This window comes from Thiorhodospira sibirica ATCC 700588 (genome assembly GCF_000227725.2).
Lineage (GTDB): Bacteria > Pseudomonadota > Gammaproteobacteria > Ectothiorhodospirales > Ectothiorhodospiraceae > Thiorhodospira > Thiorhodospira sibirica.
The window spans coordinates 920,037-924,942 of sequence record NZ_MU255056.1 but is presented as its reverse complement, the minus strand read 5'-3'; the positions used below and the strand labels follow the sequence as shown (position 1 = coordinate 924,942).

Below are 4,906 nucleotides of genomic sequence, written 5' to 3'. Positions count from 1 at the left end.
AGGCTTGGTGCTGGATTCAGGCTGCAAGGTGTCTAAGCCGCATCCGGATGGGCTGTCGGATGAACTGGCTGCGATGGGCAATGCCGCTGGCAGTCTGTTAATTCTGGGGGTGGATGACAAACGCCGGGAGGTGGTGGGCATTCCCGTTGAGCAGCTCGACCGGCTGGAGGCGCACAGCTCCAGCTCTCCCTAACAACACGGAGCCAGAGTTCCATGACCCCAGTGCCGAGCCAGAGCTCGGCGCTCCTAAAAAAACCACTAAATCACCCTATGAGCCACGATCAAAACTTCAAAAACCTGATCCTCGACTATCCCCAACAAGCCATTGAGCTGTTCGCACCCGAGGAGGCCGAGGGGCTGCGCGATCCCGCAGTGCGCATCCTGCCGGTGCGTGAAGAACAGCTCAAGGAACGCCTTGGCGAGCGTTTTCGTGAACTGGACACGCCCTTGCTGGTGGAATGGCCCGACCAGCGGCGCGAAGCACTGCTGTTTTTATTTGAGGAAGACACCCAGGCACGGCGCTTTTCCGTGCACCGCCTGATTCACTACTGCGTTGACATCAGCGAGTTGCTCAACATCCAGCGACTGGTACCCGTGGTGATTTTTCTGCAGAGCCGCGTGCATAAGCAACCCTTCACCCTCAACGGCGATGCGGGCGAGTATCTCTGGTTTCGCTATCTCGCGTATGCTTTTCGTGGGCAACGCGCCGAGGACCACTATGCCAGTGACAACCTCATTGCCCGGCTGAATCTGCCCAATATGCGCTATTCGCCGTCACAGCGGGTCGAAGTCTATGCACACGCGGTGCGTGGCCTGCTCAGCTTGGAACCCGACCGCGACCGCCAGCTAAAATACCTCGACTTTATCGACATCTACGCCCATTTAAGTGAGGACGAACGTATGACTTACCAACAACACTATGCTAACGATGCCACCACCGTCAGCGGCTTTGCCCAACGGTTTTTGAAGCAAGGGATTGAGCAAGGGATTGAACAGGGCATTGAGCAGGGCCTTGATCGCGGACGCATCGAAGGCGAGAGTGCCCTGCTGACACGCCAATTACACAAGCGATTCGGTACGCTGGATGAAGCGACGCAAGCGCGGCTGCGCGGGGCCAGTATTGAGCAGCTGGAACGCTGGGGTGAGCAATTCGTCGAGGCGCAAACACTTGATGATGTGTTTCGTGAGACGCCATGATCAACCGCTCATGGGGGCGCTCCGTGGCGGCATCATCTTGATGCCGCTGAGGCGACGAATACAACACCCGCAAGGGAAATCAGTCCGCCGAGCTACTCACGGTTTCTAGCCTCCCGACCGCCCTCATGCAGGGGCAACCTTAAACTAGATAAGGTGAGTAGCCATGTCCATATATTCTGCCTGTGCGCCATTGCACACCTTAAGCATGTCCTCGCGGGAAATTGCCGCACTGACCGGTAAACGCCATGACAATATCATGCGTGATATTCGGGTGATGCTAAACGAGTTGTATCCTGATACCTCAGAATTGAGTTATCAAGAAATTCAAGGCATTAGCCCTGAGTATTGCCCACAGACCAAACGCCTTGCCGGGTATCATCTCGACCGCCGTCATACGGAAATTCTTATCACCGGCTACGACATCAAACGCCGGGCGGCGGTGATTGATCGCTGGTACGAACTGGAAAGCGGCCAGGCCCAGCCGCGTTATGCCACCCCGCCAGACCCCGACCCGCTGCACCGCCCTGACTTCATCCGCGCTTACATCCGCCTCACCGCCTTAAACCTCTGTCTGGACCATCTCTCGCTTAACGACACCACCAAGCGGCAACTGATTGAACAAGCCGTGCGCAGCCTGGGCGAAGATGCCGCCTTTTTACAGACACAAACCCCACCTCCACCCCCCGCCGGACGCGAACTGACCACCTTAAGCACCCTGCTAAGGCGTCACCAGCAACGCCACAGCGTACAAGTAGTCAACCGCGCCTTGGTGCGTTTAGGCTGGTTACAAGACATCCGCCGCGAAACCCCACGGGGTTTAAAACGGGTCAAGCAGTTGGTCGGCGAAGGCTTGTGTTATGGCCGGAATCAACGCAACCAACCGCTGTACTACGCTGTGCAGTTTCCTGAACTATTGCGAAGGATTGGTGGGTATTTGCGTTAAAAAACAAACTCCCCTCCTTTTCAAGGAGGGGTGCCCCGTCAGGGGCGGGGTGGTTATGTGCTTAAAAACAGACCCCCTCCCCGCCTGCGGCGGGACTCCCCCTTGGCAGGGGGAGAGTCTGTGGCGCGCAGCGGCGGCGGTTTTCAGCCGTCGCTTTTTTGCAGCGGCATCTGGAAGATGCCGCCACGTTATTCTTCTGTGGCTTCTTTGGCGGTTTTTAAGCTGGATTCTACCGCCGCCGCGACCTGTTCTGACATTGTTTCCAGCGCAGAATGCCCCTCCAGCCCAAGATAATCCGCTAATGATTCACTCAATCGATCCCATTCACCAAAAAACATCATTTGCGGAAAACTGCGGCTGCTGGCGCGTAAGGCTACCTTGAGAATCGCCAGCAAATCTGCCGTATCCGCCTGCGTAAAGACATTGGCCCTAAAAGTATCATGGCGATATTGCCCTTCGACCGCCTCAGTCACCGATGGCGGCGTATGCCAGCGTTGCACAATCAAGGCGCCGATGCGCGCATGATGCGTATCAAACGACAGGCGTTCCTCATCAATCACCAGCGACCAGCCGGTAGCATTGGCATGATTAAGAATCTTCTCATAGCCCGCACCAAACACGCTGTTAAGCGCCGGGGCACCCACCAGGTGAAACAGCCCGAGCAGATAGGCATCGTCTTCCAGATCCGGGCGCTTGATCAACTGCGCCGTTTGCATGGCCGCATAGGCCACATAATCGCCGGTGCGCCAGAAGCTTTCGATCCGTGGACACTGTGACAGGGCATTACGCAAGGCGATGGTGCGCACAATGGCATAAATGCGCCGGAATCCCAGCAAATGACTCGCCTGACGCAGGGAGCGAATCTCCTGCGGGCGGCGAAAAATCGGAGAATTGACCACCTGCAATAGTCCACCCGCGATACTCACATCCCCTGCAATCATCGCGGCAATGTGATTGATGTCAGGCTCCGGGGATTTGGCCTCGGCGGTCACTTGCAGCAAGACCTCAGGCTTTGGTGGTATGGCGAGTAGCTCAAGAATACGCTGCTCGGCTTCGCTTGCAACCAGGTTTGTCACTCCATGCCCTCCCGTTAATAAATGGCTGATTTTAGCCATACGGATATAATGCCCACATGTTGAATTTCTGTCGAGCGGTACGTTTTTGCCCTTGGAGCGCGGGCTTTAGCACTGCAGCCGAGTGCAACTTGGCGATCCGTGGCGGCGGCTTCCAGCCGTTGCTTTTTTGGAGCGGCATCTGGAAGATGCCGCTACATGTTTATGCCGGGCGGGTGCCCGTTGTTCCATGGGCCGAGTGCAACTCGGCGATTCGTGATGCGGAGCTGGTACTCGCAGGGCGGCGTGCTTACCACCTATCAATTTACTCACGGGCACGAAAAGCCGGCAGCGGCAGGTCGTTTTGCAGACAGCGCATCAAGTAGCGCAAGCCACGTGAGAACCACGAAACTAGGCTGCGGGCGAGCTTGCGAAAGCGCCAGTGGTTCGGATCGTCCTGTGCTTGGGTTTTTTTCGAGCGGGGTCGGAGGGTGGCACGCCTGATCGCGCCCAATGCGCACACACCCATACATCGCCAAGGCCATGATCAACACCCGGCGTTCCAAACGATCCGCAGGGCGCAGGTGCGAATCCCCCAAGCCAAATCCTCGCCCCTTGAAGTCGGAGAACATCGGCTCGATGCCCCAGCGCGTGGCATAGTCCAGTACGCGCGCACGGGTCGGATCCGCATCCATGGCAATCATCCACGGCTCCGGATGACCGGATTCATGCACAATTCCCAGGTGGGTCACCACCCCAGAGGCGAACAGGCGCACGACCCGGAAAATCGCTTCTCGCACACCCTTGGCCAAATCCCCGGTCGTGGTCTCCGCCACGCCGGTGTCCACCGCAGATTCCCCTTCAAGCGCAACCGGTAGCCCCATTCGTGCGCATGCAACCACGCGAACAGCGCCGCCGATGGGTAGAACCGATCCGCCAACAGCAGCACCCGCGCCCCAGCCGGCAGCCAAGCCAACACCGTCTCCAGGAGGGCTTGCTGGCCCGCACAGCCGATGTTCGCCGCGCCTTGCCTGGCCCACCAAACCAACGGCAACGCCCGCTCGCTCACGCGCAAGGCCAACACCAGCAACGCCATCCGATCCCCCAAATCGGTTTGATCCAGACTCAGGCACAGCGTCTGATCGTGACGGGCCGCCTGCGCCAGTTCGGCCATCGCCAACGGCTGCATGATCTCGGTTGGACACACCAACGGGTTCTTCAGCAAGCGTCTCAGCCACGGTTCGCGCATGTCTTGGCGCTCGGTCTCCAGCACCAGCACATGGCTCAACTCCACCGTGTTGGCGGTTTGCTCCTCGATCATCGCTCCGACGGCTAGCGACAGCTTCCTCACCACCGTCAGGCGCAGCCCCGGATGCGGCTTTGCGCAGTCCACGTTCCACCTCTTCTGCCAAGCGTTTGATGCTTCCCATGCCCTCCCCCATGACCTCAGTTCAGCCAACCCTCAAAGTTTGCCATAAAAGTGATAGGTGGCAAGGTGACCGAGTTAAAGTTATCGCCTGCCCCTCACTCGCAGCTGCACAGCGCTGCCCTGATGCCGCAGATTCACCGTCGGTAGGCGTCACCGCCCCGGGCCGTATTTGTCTACGATCAATGCACCTCCTCCCTGCCGGGTCCTGTAGACCGTTGCTGGCGTCTCGTCGGCCTGTGCTTGGTGCGGGCGCTCTTCGTTGTAAAATGAGAAGTCTTCCAGTAG

5 protein-coding genes and 2 pseudogenes are annotated in these 4,906 nt (G+C 58.2%); 3 read left to right on the top strand and 4 right to left on the bottom strand.

What is annotated here, in order from left to right:
* The 3 genes and pseudogenes from THISIDRAFT_RS04440 to THISIDRAFT_RS04430 form a co-directional block, all read left to right on the top strand.
* A pseudogene (locus THISIDRAFT_RS04440) lies at positions 1-193 on the top strand (ATP-binding protein); the annotation flags it as partial.
* A gap of 77 nt (positions 194-270) precedes the next feature.
* On the top strand, positions 271-1,197 hold the full coding sequence (locus THISIDRAFT_RS04435) for a DUF4351 domain-containing protein (protein WP_221913957.1): 927 nt from the start codon (positions 271-273) through the stop codon (positions 1,195-1,197).
* Between the two features lie 163 nt (positions 1,198-1,360).
* Positions 1,361-2,140: a Rha family transcriptional regulator gene (locus THISIDRAFT_RS04430; protein ID WP_006787329.1), complete on the top strand. Its 780-nt coding sequence runs from the start codon at positions 1,361-1,363 to the stop codon at positions 2,138-2,140.
* A gap of 188 nt (positions 2,141-2,328) precedes the next feature.
* Here the strand turns inward: THISIDRAFT_RS04430 and THISIDRAFT_RS04425 are convergent, their stop codons facing one another.
* The 4 genes and pseudogenes from THISIDRAFT_RS04425 to THISIDRAFT_RS14655 form a co-directional block, all read right to left on the bottom strand.
* A complete protein-coding gene (locus THISIDRAFT_RS04425) occupies positions 2,329-3,216 on the bottom strand; it encodes an HDOD domain-containing protein (RefSeq protein ID WP_006787328.1) in 888 nt (295 codons plus the stop codon).
* 305 nt (positions 3,217-3,521) lie between these two features.
* Positions 3,522-3,968 carry a hypothetical protein gene (locus THISIDRAFT_RS14660; RefSeq protein WP_246585323.1) on the bottom strand — a complete coding sequence of 149 codons (447 nt, stop codon included), beginning with the start codon at positions 3,966-3,968 and terminating at the stop codon, positions 3,522-3,524.
* Entirely contained in the window at positions 3,941-4,585 is a 645-nt protein-coding gene (locus THISIDRAFT_RS04420) for a hypothetical protein (protein ID WP_246585322.1), read from the bottom strand. The genes THISIDRAFT_RS14660 and THISIDRAFT_RS04420 overlap by 28 nt, the downstream gene beginning before the upstream one ends.
* Positions 4,586-4,771: 186 nt before the next feature.
* Positions 4,772-4,906, bottom strand: a pseudogene (locus THISIDRAFT_RS14655) (IS3 family transposase); the annotation flags it as partial.

Bases quoted from the DNA above. Each gene is read 5' to 3' on its own strand.
- THISIDRAFT_RS04430 (WP_006787329.1), top strand. From the start codon at position 1,361: ATGTCCATATATTCTGCCTGTGCGCCATTGCACACCTTAAGCATGTCC.
- THISIDRAFT_RS04435 (WP_221913957.1), top strand. From the start codon at position 271: ATGAGCCACGATCAAAACTTCAAAAACCTGATCCTCGACTATCCCCAA.